At 61.7% G+C, this 15,527-nt stretch carries 15 protein-coding genes and 1 pseudogene; 11 read left to right on the forward strand and 5 right to left on the reverse strand.

Annotated features, from left to right (window positions below; all coding sequences use genetic code 11):
• Nucleotides 1–72 precede the first annotated feature (72 nt).
• The 11 genes and pseudogenes from ubiE (at nt 73) to HDC30_RS29555 (ending at nt 8,174) form a co-directional block, all read left to right on the forward strand.
• Nucleotides 73–843 (forward strand): bifunctional demethylmenaquinone methyltransferase/2-methoxy-6-polyprenyl-1,4-benzoquinol methylase UbiE, encoded by a 771-nt coding sequence (gene ubiE / locus HDC30_RS15025; protein WP_007961779.1) that lies wholly within the window; start codon nt 73–75, stop codon nt 841–843.
• Entirely contained in the window at nt 843–1,466 is a 624-nt protein-coding gene (locus tag HDC30_RS15030; RefSeq protein ID WP_003220855.1) for an SCP2 domain-containing protein, read from the forward strand. Before ubiE ends, HDC30_RS15030 begins: the two co-directional genes overlap by 1 nt.
• Nucleotides 1,463–3,067, forward strand: a complete 1,605-nt coding sequence (gene ubiB, locus HDC30_RS15035; protein WP_027611297.1) for a ubiquinone biosynthesis regulatory protein kinase UbiB — start codon at nt 1,463–1,465, stop codon at nt 3,065–3,067. Before HDC30_RS15030 ends, ubiB begins: the two co-directional genes overlap by 4 nt.
• Before the next feature lie 80 nt (nt 3,068–3,147).
• Complete coding sequence (gene hisI, locus HDC30_RS15040) at nt 3,148–3,549, forward strand: phosphoribosyl-AMP cyclohydrolase (RefSeq protein ID WP_007909357.1); 402 nt, start codon at nt 3,148–3,150, stop codon at nt 3,547–3,549.
• The gene (locus HDC30_RS15045; protein ID WP_003220849.1) at nt 3,542–3,874 is read left to right on the forward strand and encodes a phosphoribosyl-ATP diphosphatase; all 333 of its coding nucleotides are present in this window, start codon (nt 3,542–3,544) and stop codon (nt 3,872–3,874) included. Before hisI ends, HDC30_RS15045 begins: the two co-directional genes overlap by 8 nt.
• Nucleotides 3,875–3,899: 25 nt before the next feature.
• A complete protein-coding gene (locus HDC30_RS15050) occupies nt 3,900–4,181 on the forward strand; it encodes a twin-arginine translocase TatA/TatE family subunit (RefSeq protein WP_003220847.1) in 282 nt (93 codons plus the stop codon).
• 10 nt (nt 4,182–4,191) lie between these two features.
• A complete protein-coding gene (gene tatB, locus HDC30_RS15055) occupies nt 4,192–4,641 on the forward strand; it encodes a Sec-independent protein translocase protein TatB (protein ID WP_097087004.1) in 450 nt (149 codons plus the stop codon).
• Nucleotides 4,638–5,429, forward strand: coding sequence for a twin-arginine translocase subunit TatC (gene tatC, locus HDC30_RS15060; RefSeq protein WP_027611295.1), 792 nt, complete (start codon nt 4,638–4,640; stop codon nt 5,427–5,429). Before tatB ends, tatC begins: the two co-directional genes overlap by 4 nt.
• Nucleotides 5,426–6,133, forward strand: coding sequence for a 16S rRNA (uracil(1498)-N(3))-methyltransferase (locus HDC30_RS15065; RefSeq protein WP_183783798.1), 708 nt, complete (start codon nt 5,426–5,428; stop codon nt 6,131–6,133). The genes tatC and HDC30_RS15065 overlap by 4 nt, the downstream gene beginning before the upstream one ends.
• A gap of 241 nt (nt 6,134–6,374) precedes the next feature.
• Nucleotides 6,375–7,319 (forward strand): annotated as a pseudogene (locus tag HDC30_RS29550) (methyl-accepting chemotaxis protein); the annotation flags it as partial.
• A 141-nt stretch (nt 7,320–7,460) separates the two neighbouring features.
• On the forward strand, nt 7,461–8,174 hold the full coding sequence (locus tag HDC30_RS29555; protein WP_371262571.1) for a methyl-accepting chemotaxis protein: 714 nt from the start codon (nt 7,461–7,463) through the stop codon (nt 8,172–8,174).
• A 146-nt stretch (nt 8,175–8,320) separates the two neighbouring features.
• Here HDC30_RS29555 and HDC30_RS15075 read toward each other — a convergent pair whose 3' ends face one another.
• The 5 genes from HDC30_RS15075 to HDC30_RS15095 all read right to left on the reverse strand — a co-directional run bounded on the left by HDC30_RS15075 (nt 8,321) and on the right by HDC30_RS15095 (nt 15,472).
• Complete coding sequence (locus HDC30_RS15075) at nt 8,321–9,055, reverse strand: amino acid ABC transporter ATP-binding protein (RefSeq protein WP_097086999.1); 735 nt, start codon at nt 9,053–9,055, stop codon at nt 8,321–8,323.
• A complete protein-coding gene (locus tag HDC30_RS15080) occupies nt 9,048–10,007 on the reverse strand; it encodes an amino acid ABC transporter permease (protein ID WP_027611292.1) in 960 nt (319 codons plus the stop codon). Before HDC30_RS15080 ends, HDC30_RS15075 begins: the two co-directional genes overlap by 8 nt.
• 129 nt (nt 10,008–10,136) lie before the next feature.
• Nucleotides 10,137–10,934 carry a transporter substrate-binding domain-containing protein gene (locus tag HDC30_RS15085; protein ID WP_003220833.1) on the reverse strand — a complete coding sequence of 266 codons (798 nt, stop codon included), beginning with the start codon at nt 10,932–10,934 and terminating at the stop codon, nt 10,137–10,139.
• A 190-nt stretch (nt 10,935–11,124) separates the two neighbouring features.
• Nucleotides 11,125–13,695: a glucans biosynthesis glucosyltransferase MdoH gene (gene mdoH / locus HDC30_RS15090; protein WP_183783802.1), complete on the reverse strand. Its 2,571-nt coding sequence runs from the start codon at nt 13,693–13,695 to the stop codon at nt 11,125–11,127.
• Nucleotides 13,688–15,472, reverse strand: coding sequence for a glucan biosynthesis protein G (locus HDC30_RS15095; RefSeq protein WP_167734086.1), 1,785 nt, complete (start codon nt 15,470–15,472; stop codon nt 13,688–13,690). The genes mdoH and HDC30_RS15095 overlap by 8 nt, the downstream gene beginning before the upstream one ends.
• Nucleotides 15,473–15,527: the final 55 nt, after the last annotated feature.

The following is a 15,527-nucleotide window of genomic DNA, read 5'->3' on the forward strand; positions in this document are numbered from 1 at the left end:
CCTTTAGCCATTCCAAGACAAAGCATGGCTTGGGGATTAGAATGTCGCGCATTCTCTTTTGGTGACAGCGATATGACTGATCAGCGCAAAGGCAGCGATGCCGAACCCACCACTCACTTCGGCTTCAAAAACGTTCCGGAAAGCCAGAAAGCGGAAAAAGTCGCTGAGGTGTTCCACTCCGTAGCCGCGAAGTACGACCTGATGAACGACCTTCTGTCGGGCGGCATGCACCGTCTGTGGAAGCGTTTCGCGATCGAACTGTCCGGTGTGCGTGCAGGCAACCGCGTGCTCGACATCGCCGGCGGCACCGGTGACCTGACCAAAAAATTCTCGCACCTGGTTGGCCCGACCGGTCAGGTGGTATTGGCCGACATCAACGAATCGATGCTCAAGGTCGGCCGTGACCGCCTGCTGGATCTGGGTGTGTCGGGCAACGTCGAATTCGTTCAGGCGGATGCGGAAAAACTGCCGTTCCCGGACAACCATTTCGACTGCGTGACCATCGCCTTCGGCCTGCGCAACGTGACGCATAAAGAAGACGCCCTGCGCTCGATGCTGCGCGTGCTCAAGCCCGGCGGCCGCCTGCTGGTGCTGGAATTCTCCAAGCCGACCAACGCGCTGATGTCGAAAGCCTACGACGCTTACTCGTTCGCCTTCATGCCGCTGATGGGCAAGCTGATCACCAACGATTCGGAAAGCTATCGCTACCTGGCCGAATCGATCCGCATGCACCCGAATCAGGAAACCCTGAAGTCGATGATGGTCGACGCCGGTTTCGACCGCGTGACCTATCACAACATGACCGCAGGCATCGTCGCCCTGCACCGCGGCATCAAGCCCTGATGTTGCTCACCGGGCTGCTCGCCAGCGTCGAACTCGGTCTGAACCGGGTGCTGCGTCTCGACAGCACGGCGCTGCCGCGGCTGGCGCATCTGACTGGCAAAGTGATTGCCGTCGATTGCCGCAGCCCGGCGCTGCAACTGTTCATCCTGCCCAGCGATGAGGGCCTGATGCTCGCCTCGCACTGGGAAACCGGTGTCGACTGCACGCTGCGCGCCCCGGCATCGAGCCTGGTGAAACTGGCCGTGAGCAAAGACAAGACCGCGGTGCTGCATGCCCCGGAAGTCGAGCTCGACGGTGACAGCGGCGTGCTGCTGGAACTGGCCGGCGTGCTGCAGGACCTCGAGCTGGACTGGGAGTACGAACTCTCGCGCTGGCTCGGCCCGGTCGCCACGCAACTGATTGGCGGTCACCTGCGCAGCCGCGCACGCTGGTATCAACAAGGATTTGCCAGCCTCAACCAGAACCTCGCCGAATACCTCGCCGAAGAATCGCGCACCCTCGTCGGGCAGCGCGAAGCCGAAGCGCGATTCAGCGAACTGGACCGGATCAAACTTGATCTGGAACGTCTCGAGGCGCGTTTCGAGCGCCTTTCCCGATCCCTCGACCCAAGCGATAACGCATGAAGCTGCTTGCCGTCCGCCGTCTGTTGCGCATCCAGCGCGTCGTGATCCGCTACCGCCTCGATGACCTGCTGTTCGAGCTGCCGCTGCCCTGGTTTCTCCTGGCGCTGCGTTACGTGCTGCCGTGGCGCTGGTTGCCGCGCAAGCCGCTGGAGCTGAGCCGTGGTGCGCGTCTGCGCCTGGCGCTGCAGGATCTGGGGCCGATTTTCATCAAGTTCGGGCAGATTCTTTCGACCCGCCGCGACCTGCTGCCGGAAGACATCGCCGATGAGTTGATGCTGCTGCAGGACCGCGTGCCGCCGTTCGATTCGCAGCTGTCGATCAAGCTGATCGAAGAACAGCTGGGCAAGAAGATCAGCGAAGTGTTCAGCCGTTTCGACGTCGAGCCGCTGGCCTCGGCCTCGGTGGCACAGGTGCACGCCGCGCAACTGAAGACCGGCGAAGAAGTGGTGGTCAAGGTGATCCGCCCGGGCCTGAAACCGGTGATCGCCCAGGATCTGGCATGGCTGTTCATCCTCGCCCGCGCCGCCGAAAAGGTCTCCGCCGACGCCCGCCTGCTGCACCCGGTGGACGTGGTGCAGGACTACGAAAAAACCATCTACGACGAGCTCGACCTGCTGCGCGAGGCGGCCAACGCCAGCCAGTTGAAGCGCAACTTCGAAGGCTCGCCGCTGCTCTATGTGCCGCAAGTCTATTGGGACTGGTGCCGGCCGAAAGTGCTGGTGATGGAGCGCATCTACGGGATTCAGGTGACGGATCTGGCGACCCTCGCCGACCAGCGCACCGACATGAAAATGCTCGCCGAGCGCGGCGTGGAGATCTTTTTCACCCAGGTGTTCCGCGACAGTTTCTTCCACGCCGACATGCACCCGGGCAACATCTTCGTCAGCACCGTCAACCCGTGGAGCCCGCAGTACATCGCGATCGACTGCGGCATCGTCGGCAGCCTGACCCCGGAAGACCAGGACTACCTGGCACGCAACCTGTTCGCTTTCTTCAAGCGCGATTACCGCCGTGTGGCGCAGTTGCATATCGATTCGGGCTGGGTGCCGGCGGAAACCAAACTCAACGAATTCGAAGCGGCGATCCGCACCGTATGCGAACCGATCTTCGAAAAACCGTTAAAAGATATTTCATTTGGCCAGGTGCTGATGCGCCTGTTCCAGACTGCGCGGCGCTTCAACATGGAAGTGCAGCCGCAACTGGTTCTGCTGCAGAAGACTCTGTTGAACATCGAAGGCCTCGGTCGTCAGCTGTACCCGGATCTGGATCTGTGGAACACCGCGCAGCCGTTCCTCGAGCGCTGGATGCGCGAGCGCGTCAGCCCGAAAGCCTTGCTCGGCAACGTGCAGAGCCAGTTCGAACAGCTGCCGCACCTGGCCAACATGGCCCGCGACCTGCTCGAACGCATGTCGCAACCGCACGCCTACGACCCGCCACCACCGTGGCACAAACGCAAGGACGACTGGTTCCTGCGCCTGCTCGGTTGCGCGCATTTGGCGGGCGGGACGATCCTCGCCGCCGGCGGCCCGTTGCACGAACTGGGGCATTGGCCGGCGGGCATCATGGTGGCAGTCGGCTTGTATCTGGTCGTTCGCCGATAGCCAGTTTGCTGATCGGCTGGCACACTGTTTCAACGCCTGAACCCGACTATCGAAGTACGGGTTCGCTGTCGGAGTCGAAGATGAAAAACTGGCTGGACGAGATCAAGTGGGACGCAGATGGCCTGGTGCCGGCGATTGCCCAGGATCACAAGACCGGACGCGTACTGATGATGGCCTGGATGAACCGCGAAGCGCTGGAACTGACCGCTGCGGAAAACCGTGCAATCTACTGGTCACGTTCCCGTGGCAAGCTGTGGCGCAAGGGCGAAGAGTCCGGCCATGTACAGACCCTGCATGAAATGCGTCTGGACTGTGACGCCGACGTGATCATCCTGATGGTCGAACAGATCGGCGACATCGCTTGCCATACCGGCCGTCAAAGCTGCTTTTACCGCGTCTTCGAAAACGGCGACTGGAAAACGGTCGACCCTGTCTTGAAAGACCCGCACGCAATCTATTCCGCAGGACACAAACATGAGTGACACCCTGACCCGCCTCGCTCAGGTACTTGAAGAGCGCAAAGGCGCAGCGGCCGACAGCTCATATGTAGCTAGTCTGTATCACAAGGGCCTGAACAAGATTCTGGAGAAAGTCGGCGAAGAGTCGGTCGAAACCATTATTGCCGCCAAGGACGCCGCCATCAGCGGTGACTGCAGCGATGTGATCTACGAGACTGCCGACCTGTGGTTCCACAGCATGGTCATGCTCGCCCAGTTGGGGCAGCATCCGCAGGCCGTGCTGGATGAACTGGATCGTCGCTTCGGTCTGTCCGGACACGTCGAGAAAGCCTCGCGTCCGTCCGCCTGAACAATTTTTAGAGAGGAACAGCAACATGGGCATTTTTGACTGGAAACACTGGATCGTCATTCTGGTAGTCGTGGTGCTGGTGTTCGGCACCAAGAAACTGAAAAACCTCGGCACCGACGTCGGCGAGTCGATCAAGGGCTTTCGCAAAGCCATGAACGATGACGAAAAGCCGGCCGCCGATCCGACCGTGACGCCTGCGCAGCCAGTACCACCGGTGCAGCCGCAAGCCACCGCTCAGGCCAACCCGCCGCACACCATCGACGTGCAGGCGCAGAAAGTCGAAGAGCCGATCCGCAAAGACGTGTGAGCACTGACTAATGTTTGGTATCAGCTTCTCTGAACTGCTGCTCGTCGGCCTCGTCGCCCTGCTGGTGCTGGGCCCCGAGCGTCTGCCGGGCGCTGCGCGCACCGCTGGCCTGTGGGTCGGCCGGCTGAAGCGCAGCTTCAACGCGATCAAACAGGAAGTTGAACGTGAAATCGGTGCCGACGAGATCCGTCGGCAACTGCACAACGAGCACATCCTGTCGCTGGAGCAGGAGGCGCGGAAGATTTTCACGCCGGTTCAGCAGGAGCCTACGCCCGTGCAGCCAGTGGCAGAGCAGACGCCTGCGGCTCCCGTTGCGGAGCAGCCGGCGAGCGTCGAACACGTCTCTGCCGCAGCCGCTGAAGCTGCGCCGATCATGAAGCCTGTCGAACCCGTTGCACCTGCGGCTGCGCCTATTGCGCCAGCTCCTCACGACACCACTCTGCCGCCGCGAGCCCCATGAGCGATCTCCCCGAAAACGACCAGCACATGCCGCTGGTATCGCACCTCACCGAGTTGCGCACCCGCCTGCTGCGTTGTGTGGCGGCGGTGTTCATCATCTTCGCCGGGTTGTTCGCGTTCACCCAGCAGATCTACACCTTCGTCTCGACGCCGCTGCGCCAGTACCTGCCGGTCGGCGCGACGATGATCGCCACGGATGTGTCGTCGCCGTTCCTGACGCCACTGAAGCTGACGATGATGGTCTCGCTGTTCCTCGCGATTCCGGTGATCCTGCATCAGATCTGGGGCTTCATCGCGCCGGGCCTGTACAAGCATGAGAAGCGCATCGCCGTGCCGCTGCTGGTGTCCAGCATCCTGCTGTTCTACACCGGCATGGCGTTCGCCTATTACTTCGTGTTCCCGCTGATCTTCAAGTTCTTCGCCGCCGCCACCCCGGCCGGCGTGGAAATGATGACCGACATCACCAGTTACCTCGACTTCGTGATGACGCTGTTCTTCGCCTTTGGCGTCGCGTTCGAAATTCCGGTGGCCGTGGTGCTGCTGGTGTGGATCGGCGTGGTCGACGTCAAATACCTGAAGAAGATCCGCCCGTACGTGATCATCGGCTGCTTCGTGGTCGGCATGATCCTCACCCCGCCGGACATCTTCTCGCAGACCCTGCTGGCGGTACCGATGTGGATGCTGTTTGAAATCGGCATTCTGTTCGGCGGCCTGATCAGCAAGCGCGAACGCCCGGACGAAACACCGGCCGACGATCACAACGACCAGCCGCCAGCGACCCAGGCATGAACCTGCTGTTGCTCGAAGAGGCCGACTTCATCGCGGCCGACCGCGTCGTGCTGCGTGACCGGCGCCTGACCCACATGCAGGAAGTGCACCGCTCGGAAGTCGGTGACAGCCTGCGCGTGGGACGGATCAATGGCTTGATGGGCTCGGCTGAGCTGCTGCGCCTTGAGGCCGGTGAAGCCGAGTTGCGTGTCACCCTCGATCAATCACCACCGGCCAAGCTGCCATTGACGCTGGTATTGGCCCTGCCCCGCCCGAAAATGCTGCGACGGGTGTTCCAGACCGTGGCGACCATGGGCGTGTCGAAGGTGATTCTGCTCAACAGCTACCGGGTCGAGAAGAGCTTCTGGCAGACGCCGCTTCTCGAGCCGGAAGCGATTCGCGAGAATCTGATTCTCGGCCTCGAACAGGCCCGCGATACCGTGCTGCCGGAAGTCATCATCGAGAAGCGCTTCAAACCGTTCGTCGAAGATCGTCTGCCAGCGATCAGCGAAGGCACCTTCGGCCTGGTCGGCCATCCCGGCAATTACCCGCCGTGCCCACATGCGTTGAGCGAACCGGTGACCCTGGCGATCGGCCCCGAAGGTGGCTGGATTCCCTACGAAATCGACCTGCTGGGCAAATCCGGCCTGCAACCGGTGCAACTGGGCGAACGTATCCTGCGCGTCGAAACCGCCGTCACCGCCCTGCTCGCCCGCCTGTTCTGACATGCCGCTCCCCTGCGGCAGCTCCTACAGAGTGGCGGTGTCGGACAAATCGGGTTACAGATTGCCATCACCCAGCCGATACAGTCCCCATAAGTCCAATTAGTGGTCCGAGGGGAGTCGTCGCATGTACCGTTGGTTAGCCGAGAATCTTGGGAACGTCAGCGTCAAACGCAAGCTGGGCATCGGTTTCGGCCTGGTGCTGTTGCTCACCCTGCTGATTACCTTTACCGGCTGGACCGGCATGAGCGGCATCATCAGCCGTGGCGACAAGCTCGGTTTCATCTCCAGCCTCAACGAGCTGACCAAGGACCTGCGCCTGGCGCGTCTGGACTATGAAGCGCGTCGCGGCGAACAAGGCGCGGGCGCGGTCAACGAGTTACTGGCCAAACTCGCCAGCGGCTTGCAAACCGCGCGCGGCCTGATCGAGCAGCCCTCAGATGCGGCCATGGTCGATCAGCAACTGGCCGCTGTCGCCGAGTACAAACGTGCCTTCGCCGACATGACACAGGCCACCGTGCAGCGTGAGGACGCGCGCAGCAAGCTCGGCGCCAGTGCCGACAATGCCGTGGCCAAAGTCTCGGAAGTCGAGAAATCCATGCTGCAAGGTGACAGCGTCGCGCAATTCAACAGCGTGATCGAACTGAGCAAACTGTTGCAGCAAGCGCGCTATCAGGTGCGCGGCTACACCTACAGCGGCAAGGCCGAGGCGGAGCAGCCCGCGCTGGACGCCATCGACAATGCACTGAAAAACCTCGACAGCCTGCCGGCGAAACTGCCCGAACAGCACATCGCCAACCTGCAACAGGCCACCGACTCGATCAAGGCTTATCGCGCGGCGGTCGCTCAGTTCCGCGACTCGCAGGTGAACAATGCCAAGGCCGGGGCAACCATGACGGCGCAGGGCGACATCCTCCTCGACCTCAGCAAGAAGCTCACCGAATCACAAACCGTGGTGCGCGATACCGATGCCGCGCACGCCAAGAACATGCTGATCATCGCCACCCTGCTGGCCGTGGCCTTCGGTTTGCTGGCCGCGTGGGCGATCACCCGGCAGATCATCATTCCACTGAACCAGACCCTGAAGGTCGCCGAACGTGTGGCTGCCGGCGACTTGACCCACAACCTGGTGTCTCAGCGTCGCGACGAACTCGGCCAGTTGCAACGTTCGATGCAGAGCATGACCCAAGGCCTGCGCGAGTTGATCGGTGGCATCAGCGACGGCGTCAGGCAGATCGCCAGCGCCGCCGAAGAGCTGTCGGCGGTCACCGAGCAGACCAGCGCCGGGGTCAACAATCAGAAAGTCGAGACCGACCAGGTCGCCACCGCCATGAACGAAATGGCCGCCACCGTGCAGGAAGTCGCACGCAACGCCGAGGAGGCTTCCGAAGCCGCCGTGGCCGCCGACCAGCAAGCCCGCGAAGGTGACAAGGTGGTTGGTGAAGCCATTGCGCAGATCGAGCGTCTGGCCGTCGAAGTCGGCCACTCCACCGAAGCCATGGGCGAACTCAAGCGCGAGAGCGACAAGATCGGCAGCGTGCTCGACGTGATCAAGTCCGTGGCCCAGCAAACCAACCTGCTGGCGCTAAACGCCGCGATCGAAGCAGCGCGTGCCGGTGAGGCCGGGCGTGGTTTTGCGGTGGTTGCCGATGAAGTGCGCAGCCTCGCCCAGCGCACGCAGAAGTCCACCGAAGAGATCGAGGAACTGATCGTCGGCCTGCAGAACGGCACCCAGCAAGTGGCAACGATCATGGACAACAGCCGCAGCCTGACCGACAGCAGCGTCGAACTGACCCGCCGCGCCGGTGGCTCACTGGAAAGCATCACCCGCACCGTCTCGGCGATTCAGGCGATGAACCAGCAGATTGCAGCGGCAGCCGAGCAGCAGAGTGCCGTGGCCGAGGAGATCAACCGTAGCGTGCTGAATGTGCGGGATGTGTCGGATCAGACGTCGGCGGCGAGTGAAGAGACCGCGGCGTCGAGTGTTGAGCTGGCGCGGTTGGGGACGCATCTGCAGATGCTGGTGGGGCGGTTCAAGGTTTGAGGTGACCCGAAAACCTCGGTTCGCTCTGAACCGAGGTGATGCTTTCGCGAGCAGGCTCGCTCCCACATTGGACCGCGTCCGCCTGGACAACTCGGTCAACTGTGGGAGCGAGCCTGCTCGCGAAGGCGTCCTGAGAGACGCTGAAATTACAAGACCTGACGCAGAAAGGCCTGTGCCCGCGGATCCTTCGGCGCATCAAAAAACTCCGCTGGGGAGGCATCTTCCAGCAGTTTGCCGTGATCGAAGAACAGCACCCGATCCGCCACTTCCCGGGCGAAACCCATTTCGTGGGTGACGCAAACCATGGTCATGCCTTCCACGGCCAGGTTCTTCATCACGTCCAGCACTTCACCGACCATTTCCGGGTCGAGGGCCGAAGTCGGTTCGTCGAACAACATCACTTTCGGGTCCATCGCCAGCGCCCGGGCAATCGCCACGCGCTGTTGCTGGCCGCCGGACAAACGTGACGGGTATTCCCGGGCCTTCTGCGCAATACCAACCTTTTCCAGCAACGCCAGGGCCTTGGCCTCGCTTTCCTTTTGCCCACGCTTGCGCACGACTTTCTGCGCCAGACAGAGGTTTTCCAGCACGGTCATGTGCGGGAACAGGTTGAAATGCTGAAAGACCATGCCGACTTCGCGGCGGTAAGCGTTGACGTCGGTTTTCGGGTCTGCCAGTTGCAGGCCGTCGATGCTCACAGAACCCGAGTCGAATTCTTCCAGGCCATTGAGGCAGCGCAGGAAGGTCGATTTGCCCGAACCCGACGGGCCGATCACCACCAGCACTTCGCCCTTGGCCACCGTGGTGCTGACGTTATCCACAGCCCGGACTACCTGGCCACGGGTGTCGAAGACTTTTACCAGTTCGCGGACTTCAATCACTTTGCGCGAGCCTCCGCTCAAGCCGGCTGGCGATTTTCGACAGCGGCAGGTTGATCAACAGGTACAGGCCGGCGACACAGAACAGGATTTCGAACGGCGAGAACGAGGTGGTGATGACTTCACGACCACTTTTCAGCAGCTCGGTAATCGCAATCACCGACACCAGCGAGGTGTCCTTGACCAGGCTGATGAACTGCCCGGCCAGCGGCGGCAGCACGCGCTTGAACGCCTGCGGCAGTACTACGTGGCGCATCGACTGGCCAGCACTCAGACCCAGCGAACGCGCCGCTTCGTTCTGCCCGCGAGCAATCGACTGCACGCCGGAACGGATGATCTCGGCCACGTAGGCGCCGGTAAACAGCGACAGCGCGGCGATCCCGGCGAACTCGCGGGACAGGTTCATCACCGTGCCGATGAAGAAGTAGAAAATGAAAATCTGCACCAGCAGCGGCGTACCGCGCACCAGCTCGACGTAGATGCTCGACAGGTCGCGCAGGGTCGGGTTGCTCGACAGGCGGCACAGTCCGGTGACCAGACCGATCAGCAGACCGAGTACGCCGGACACTACCGACAGCCACAGCGTGGTCCAAAGGCCCCACAGCAGCGGCCCTGCCGCCCAATGCCGGGTCACGCCCACGACGTCGCCTTCCGCCACATCGTCGCCCTGAGCGAATTGCAGGCTGTTTTCGTCGACGGTCAGGTGCTGCTCGTCACCGGCGTCGTTGCGCAGGGTGACCTGCGCGCTACCGCCCTTGCGCACCAGCTCGGTGACGGTGGAGATATCGGTGGCACGCTGGGATTCTTCGGCCTGATAGGCGAAGTACTGCGGCACGCGGTTCCAGCGCCATTCGTAGGACATCAGCGACGTGGCGTAATACAACGCGCCCGCCAGGCCGACCAGCACCAGCACGGTCAGGACGTGCCAGGGCCATTGGGCTTTTTTCTGTTTCATTGCAGGTTCCGGATTTTTGTTGCTATGGAGGGCCTCTTCGCGAGCAGGCTCGCTCCCACAGGGAAATGCATTCCAATGTGGGAGCGAGCCTGCTCGCGAATGGGGCGACTCGGTCTGACTGACCCAGTGTTATTCCATGTCCTTGAGCCACTCGGTGCTCTTGAACCACTTGTCATGGATGCGATCGTAGGTGCCGTCTTCGTGGATCTGGTGCAGGAAGTTGTTGATGAAGTTGATGCTGTCGTAATCACCCTTCTTCAGACCGAAGGCCAGCGGCTCGTAGGTGAACGGCTTGTCGAGGAACACCAGTTTGCCGGCGCCGACCTTGTTCACCGCGACCACGTTGTACGGCGCGTCGTAGATGAAGGCGTCGGCCTTGCCGTTGACCACGTCGAGCACGGCTTCCTGCTCGTTGTCGTAGCCGTGGTACTTGGCCTTGGCGATCAGCTTCTTGGCAACCATTTCACCGGTGGTGCCGAGCTTGGAGGTGATGCGATAGTCGGCGGTGTTCAGGTCTTTATAGGACTTGATGGTGCCTTCCAGTTCCTTGCGGATCAGCAGGGTCTGGCCGACCACGATGAACGGTTCGCTGAAGTTCAGGCGCAGGTTGCGCTCCTGAGTCAGGGTCATGCCGCTGCCGATCATGTCGAACTTGTCGGTCATCAGGGCCGGAATGATCCCGTCGTAACCGGTGGACACCAGCTCGAGCTTGACGCCCATGGCCTTGGACATGGCTTTGAGGATGTCGACTTCGAAGCCGATGATCTCGCCGCGCTTGTTGGTCATTTCGAACGGCATGTAGGTCGGATCCATACCGACTTTCAACGTGCCGCGCTTGACCGCGTCATCGATTGCACCGGCGTGCGCCGCATTGACTGCAACCAGTGCCGTGACGCCGACCAGCAGCATCGACAGATACTTCTTCATCTTCAAGTCCCCAAAACCATTGCAATTGCGGCGCGAAAACCGACTGAAATGGACAAGATCGTCCGGGCGCGCCAATTCGGGGACGGATGCTAACGCACTCGTTCGTTTGCACAAGGTTTTTTGATCGATTGCAGATCAGCGCCCGCTGTCGTCAGGACAAAAAAAACCCCGCTTTCGCGGGGTTTCTTCATCAGGCCGGTTGCGCCTGCAGACTCACAGGCTTGAGCGGCAGCAGCGGCGCATGCGGATCGGCTTTCACCGAAGCGCGCCAGGCATCCAGCCACTCGTTGTGGCCTTCGGCCCAGACCAGTTCGTGCAGACGGGCCAGGGCCACCGGATCGCTCAGCAGTTGCAGACGATCATGGTTGTTCAGCCCGGTCGGGCCGACCTTGATCGCGTGACGTACACGCTCCTGACGCAGCCACTCGATCGGCTCGGCCTGACCGTGACGCGAGGTCGCCAGCGAGCACGCCAGGGCGTTCTGCTGCGGATCGACCACGGCGCGGATGAAGCCGTCGTTCAGCGCGTGCCAGCGGTTCTCGTGGGTGTACTGATCGGTCGCCAGCAGCGCCTGTGGCGGATTGTATTCCTCTGGGATGAGGAACAGGCTCTCGTCACGGGATTTGAGGCCCAGACCGACACGGCTGGAAATCACCGACACCGGGATCGACAGCATCAGCGAACCGACGATCGGCACCAGCCACCAGAGGAAGCTCGGGTTCAGCCAGATCACCAGCAGTGCCCAGCAGAAACCCAGCAAGGTCTGCGGACCGTGGCGCTTGACCGCCTCGCTCCATGGCGTCGAGTCGTCGTCACGTTGCGGCGAGTTCCAGGTCGCGGCCCAGCCGAGGAACGCGGCGAGGACGAAGCGGGTGTGGAAAATCATCCGTACCGGCGCCAGCAGCATGGAGAACAGCATCTCCAGCAGCATCGACAGGGTCACCTTGAACTTGCCGCCGAACTCTTTCGCGCCCTTGGCCCAGATGAGGATGATGCTCAAAAGCTTCGGCAGGAACAGCAGCACGATAGTGGTCGAGAACAGCGCGATCGCCTTGTCCGGGTGCCATTGTGGCCACAGCGGATAAAGCTGACGCGGTTCCAGGAAGTACTGCGGCTCCATCAGTGTGTTCACCGCCAGCAGCGCGGTCGACAGCACCAGGAAGAAGAACCACAACGGCGCCGACAGGTACGACATCACGCCGGTGAGGAACACTGCGCGGTGCACCGGGTGCATACCTTTGACCAGGAACAGGCGGAAGTTCATCAGGTTGCCGTGGCACCAGCGACGGTCACGCTTGAGCTCGTCGAGCAGGTTCGGCGGCAGTTCTTCGTAGCTGCCCGGCAGATCGTAGGCAATCCACACGCCCCAGCCGGCACGGCGCATCAGCGCAGCTTCAACGAAGTCGTGAGACAGGATTGCACCGGAGAACGCACCTTTACCCGGCAACGGCGCCAGGGCGCAGTGGTCGATGAACGGCTTCATGCGGATGATCGCGTTGTGACCCCAGTAGTGGGATTCACCCAACTGCCAGAAGTGCAGACCGGCGGTGAACAGCGGACCGTACACGCGGGTAGCGAACTGCTGCATGCGCGCATACAGGGTGTCCATGCCCGACGCTCGCGGCGCGGTCTGGATGATCCCGGCGTCCGGCGTGGCTTCCATCAGACGCACCAGACTGGTCAGGCACTCGCCGCTCATCACCGAGTCGGCGTCGAGCACGACCATGTACTTGTAGTCACCACCCCAGCGACGGCAGAAGTCGTCGAGGTTGCCGCTCTTGCGTTTCACACGGCGACGACGGCGGCGATAGAAGATCTTGCCGAAGCCCTTGGCTTCACGGCAGACGTCCAGCCAGGCTTGCTGCTCGGCGACGCAGATATCGGTGTCGTTACTGTCGCTGAGGACGAAGAAGTCGAAGCGATCCAGATCACCGGTAGCGGCGACCGACTCGAAGGTGGCGCGCAGACCGGCGAATACCCGAGGCACGTCTTCGTTGCAGATCGGCATTACCAGCGCAGTACGGGCGTCTTTCGGAATCGGCTCGTTGCCGGCGCTTTTGCCGGAGATACGGTATTTATCGTGACCGGTGAGCAACTCGAGGAAGCCCATCAGTGCCGTCCAGAAACCGGCCGAGACCCAGCAGAACAGAATCCCGAACAGGATCAGGATGCTGGTCTGCAGCGCATACGGCAGCACTTGCGTGGCGGTTTGCAGCAGCGGCTGGTGCAGCACTTCGTCCAGATCGACGAACGACCAGCCCTGGTACGGCATGATGCCTTTCATGTACCAGCCGGCAACGATGGTCTGACCGAGCATCAGCAGCAACAGAATGTAACGTCGAATCGAACCAACCGTGCGCCAGCGCGCTGCCGGCAAGACGTTTTCGTCCTTCGGCGGCTGCGGCGGGTTGGTGCGCCCGGTCAGGCGGCGCCAGCCACGCACCAGAATATTGGTGCGCCAAGGCTCCGGCACGACTTTGGTCCGACGGATCGGCGGAGTCGCCTTCATGCTGACCCGACCGCTGGCGTCGAGCACCAGCATTTCCGCCTCTTCCAGCTCCTCGGCGGTGCTCAGGGTCAGGCGCTTGCCCACCGAAGCCTGGGCGGCTTCGGCAGGCGCGTCGAACGTCGGCGACGACAGACGCTGGTGCAGTTCGCTGAAGGACTGGCAGCCCGCGAGTTCCGCGCGCTGCTCGTCGGTCATCGGCAGATGCGCCAGATACTCGGACAGAGTCTCTGGCTGTACTTGAGAGTTACTCATCGGCAGGCAACTGATAGCTCCAGGTCTCGGTCAGGACTTCTTCAGTCGGTGCCGATTCCGGTGTGGCTGGGGCCGCGTTCGCAGCCGCTGGCTGCTTGGCGTCTTTGTTGGCCTTGTCCTTGGCATCTGCGGCTGGCTTGGCGTCGGCCTGTTTGGCCTCGGCTGCCTTGGCTTCCTTCTCGTCTTTCTCTTGTTGCTTGGCCGCGACCTTGTCCGCCTTGGCCACCGACGAGTTCGACGCCGGTACCGAAGACTTGGCCAGATCAGCGGTGACCACTGGCTGTACCAGGGCGGCCCGCATCTCGGTGGACTTGCTCGCGTCCTTGATCTTCATGCGCAGGGTCAGGCGCCAGCCCTTGGTTTCCGGGTTGTAACGCACGCTGTTCTCGACCAGTTCGGCGTTATCGCCAACGCTGACCTGACTGCGCACATCGGCATCCGGGGCCAGAGCCGCCAGCGATGGACCTTCGAAGTCGACCAGGTAGGCTACGCTGCCATCCGGTTGACGGATCAGGTTCGACTGCTTGACGTCACCGGTCGAACGCAGGGTCTGCTTGACCCAGGCGCTGTCGGGGGCGTGAATCGCCGCTTCGTCCATGGTCCAGTGCAGGCGGTAGGCGAAGTCCAGCGGCTTGCCTGGCTCCGGCATGGTTTCCGGGCTCCAGAACGCAACGATGTTGTCGTTGGTTTCGTCGGCAGTCGGAATCTCTACCAGATCAACGGTGCCCTTGCCCCACTCGCCCTTCGGCTCGATCCAGGCGCTTGGGCGCTTGTCATAGCGGTCGTCGAGGTCTTCGTAGTGGCTGAAGTCGCGGCCACGCTGCAGCAGACCGAAACCACGCGGGTTCTCGACGCTGAAGTTGCTCACGGCCAGGTGTTTCGGGTTGTTCAGCGGACGCCAGATCCACTCGCCGTTGCCGGCATGGATCGACAGACCGCTGGAGTCGTGCAGTTCACGACGGTAGTTGAGGACTTTCGACGGCTGGTTGGCGCCGAACAGGAACATGCTGGTCAACGGTGCGATGCCCAGTTTGCCGACCTTGTCACGCAGGAACATCTGCGCCTTGACGTCGACAATGGTGTCGCTGCCCGGACGCAGGATCAGGCGATAGGCACCGGTGGCGCGCGGCGAATCAAGCAGGGCGAAGATCACCAGATGCTTGTCACCCGGCTTCGGCTGCTGAATCCAGAACTCGCGGAAACGCGGGAATTCTTCGCCCGACGGCAGTGCGGTGTCGATCGCCAGACCACGGGCCGACAGACCGTAAGTGTGACCCTTGCCGACGACGCGGAAGTAGCTCGCGCCGAGCATGGTCATGATTTCGTCTTGTTTGTCGGCCTTGTTGATCGGGTACAGCACACGGAAACCGGCGTAGCCCAGTTGCTCAGTGGCTTTCGGATCGAACTTGAGGTCGCCGAAATCGAAGCGGGTCGGATCGTATTTGATCTCTTCGACGGTGTTCGCCGTGATTTCGTTGATTTTCACCGGCGTATCGAAGTGCATGCCCTGGTGATAGAAGGACAGCTTGAAAGGTGTCTTCTGATCGGCCCACTCAGCCTTTTCGGTGAGGAAGCGGATTTTCTGATAATCCGCGAACTTCATGTCACGGAATTCGTTCGGCAGGTTGCTGCGCGGGGCTTCGAACTTCTGCCCGGCCAGCTCTTTAGCCTTGGCTGATACATCGTCAAGATTGAACGCCCAAAGCTGGCCGGCGCTGAGCAGGCACAGGAGCGCCGAGCCGGCTACCAGGGCACTTCGCATGCGTTTGGCAGACATTTTTGCTGCATTACAGGGACTAACAATCACGAGCAACCCTCGCCGAAAACAGATC

The organism is Pseudomonas sp. JAI115 (genome assembly GCF_014200835.1).
In the GTDB taxonomy this organism is placed as follows: domain Bacteria; phylum Pseudomonadota; class Gammaproteobacteria; order Pseudomonadales; family Pseudomonadaceae; genus Aquipseudomonas; species Aquipseudomonas putida_A.

Coding starts and splice junctions, on each gene's coding strand:
- ubiE (WP_007961779.1), top strand. CDS start 73: ATGACTGATCAGCGCAAAGGCAGCGATGCCGAACCCACCACTCACTTC.
- HDC30_RS15030 (WP_003220855.1), top strand. CDS start 843: ATGTTGCTCACCGGGCTGCTCGCCAGCGTCGAACTCGGTCTGAACCGG.
- ubiB (WP_027611297.1), top strand. CDS start 1,463: ATGAAGCTGCTTGCCGTCCGCCGTCTGTTGCGCATCCAGCGCGTCGTG.
- hisI (WP_007909357.1), top strand. CDS start 3,148: ATGAAAAACTGGCTGGACGAGATCAAGTGGGACGCAGATGGCCTGGTG.
- HDC30_RS15045 (WP_003220849.1), top strand. CDS start 3,542: ATGAGTGACACCCTGACCCGCCTCGCTCAGGTACTTGAAGAGCGCAAA.
- HDC30_RS15050 (WP_003220847.1), top strand. CDS start 3,900: ATGGGCATTTTTGACTGGAAACACTGGATCGTCATTCTGGTAGTCGTG.
- tatB (WP_097087004.1), top strand. CDS start 4,192: ATGTTTGGTATCAGCTTCTCTGAACTGCTGCTCGTCGGCCTCGTCGCC.
- tatC (WP_027611295.1), top strand. CDS start 4,638: ATGAGCGATCTCCCCGAAAACGACCAGCACATGCCGCTGGTATCGCAC.
- HDC30_RS15065 (WP_183783798.1), top strand. CDS start 5,426: ATGAACCTGCTGTTGCTCGAAGAGGCCGACTTCATCGCGGCCGACCGC.
- HDC30_RS29555 (WP_371262571.1), top strand. CDS start 7,461: ATGAACGAAATGGCCGCCACCGTGCAGGAAGTCGCACGCAACGCCGAG.
- HDC30_RS15080 (WP_027611292.1), bottom strand. CDS start 10,007: ATGAAACAGAAAAAAGCCCAATGGCCCTGGCACGTCCTGACCGTGCTG.
- HDC30_RS15085 (WP_003220833.1), bottom strand. CDS start 10,934: ATGAAGAAGTATCTGTCGATGCTGCTGGTCGGCGTCACGGCACTGGTT.
- mdoH (WP_183783802.1), bottom strand. CDS start 13,695: ATGAGTAACTCTCAAGTACAGCCAGAGACTCTGTCCGAGTATCTGGCG.
- HDC30_RS15095 (WP_167734086.1), bottom strand. CDS start 15,472: ATGTCTGCCAAACGCATGCGAAGTGCCCTGGTAGCCGGCTCGGCGCTC.